This is a genomic window from Acinetobacter rudis, from assembly GCF_000829675.1.
Taxonomy (GTDB): domain Bacteria; phylum Pseudomonadota; class Gammaproteobacteria; order Pseudomonadales; family Moraxellaceae; genus Acinetobacter; species Acinetobacter rudis.
Genome location: NZ_BBRX01000140.1, coordinates 1 through 1,498 on the forward strand (window position 1 = coordinate 1; position 1,498 = coordinate 1,498).

The following is a 1,498-nucleotide window of genomic DNA, read 5'->3' on the forward strand; positions in this document are numbered from 1 at the left end:
GCCATAAAGATAATCATCTTCTTCTGAACCTTTAATAATATTAATCTGCGCACTATTCTCAGGTTTAAAAGTTCCAGATATTTGGGCAATATGAATAATCTGTTCAGTTGTATTCCCTGTAAAGTCTGTTGCCGTAACTTTGTATTGAGAGGAGTCGGTCCAAGCTAAAGGTGCTTTAATATCTACCTCAACCCATTGGCCAGCAATCCATTGAGTCAATTGATAGCTTTCTTCTGGCGGATTAAGAACAATGTGATCAGTCTGCACATCATAACTAAAGAGATTTTGTAAATCTGGCCCAGTTATATCCACAGTGACTTGTTTTTCTGCAGTATAGCTTTCATTACCCACTGCATCAGTTACTTTCGCTCTGAAGCTATACTGACCCTCTTCAAAATAAGACCACATCTCTTTTTCAAAAAGTGACCAAGTCTGACCTTGATCTGTAGAGTATTGGTACTCTACAAAAGAGCCTTGTTCATTACCTTGAATATCTATACTAAACTCTTGGTCGTTAGTGATAAAGTCTGTATCGGAAATACCACTATCATTAAAATCAGTAAAAATAATTTCACCAGCAATCGGCGGTGTAATATCAGTAGTGACCTTAAGAGCATAATCGATACTGTTACTGCCATCTAAACTACTTATCTTAATATTTAATTGATCATTTAAACCTTTAGCTGCTGTACCCTGTTCAGTCCATTTCGATTGGTATCGATAAGATCCATCTGCATTTAAAGTCAATGTTCCATGTTCAGTCTGATGAATAATAGGTTCAGCATTCGCTATACCTGACTGATAAATAATTTTTTGCTTACCAACCTGTAGCATATAGTTTTCAGGTGTCTTAATTTGGCCAGAGTCATCAGCAAATACGTTACCCGAAACTTGCTGATACCCATCAAATATTTTTTCTTCAACCTGAATATTTTGAGTAATATCCAACTCAATTAATGTACTTGGAGAATTAACCTGTACAGTTAAAGTATAGTGTCCTGCTTTGAGACCACTACCAATAACTTTAGAGTCATAACCAGAACCTATACTTGAAATACCTCCCGAACTAGAGCTATCCATTCCAGGGCCTGAAAGTTTGAAATAATAACTGCCATGTATACTATAAGAACTATTTGATAAATTAAGAACAACTGATCCATTATCACCCGTAACTTCAAATTGAATAGTTTTAGATAAACTTGAGTAATTTTGTTCGTTCTGAATAGAAACTTGCTGAGTATTCCACTCTATTTGATATGCTTCTTCGAGTTCAAAATGAGCATTACTATTGGCCAAATCTGCTATCGGTGCATACAGTTTTTGGGTTATGGCATTGCCTGCTTGATCCGCCGCTGTGATCTCGATCTTCTCACCGTTCAGATAAGCTTTATCTAAGCTTAAGCTATATTTGCCATCCGCTCCTGCAACAGCAGAACCCACAACTTTACCATTCACCATCGCCTTAACAGTCGCACCTGCCTCAGTCTGACCTGTAACG

1 protein-coding gene is annotated in these 1,498 nt (G+C 37.2%); it reads right to left on the minus strand.

All coding sequences use genetic code 11. The annotated features are described in order from the left end of the window. Positions 1-1,498: Ig-like domain-containing protein (locus tag Aru01_RS18240; RefSeq protein ID WP_042111794.1), on the minus strand; the 1,498-nt coding region annotated here is incomplete at both ends.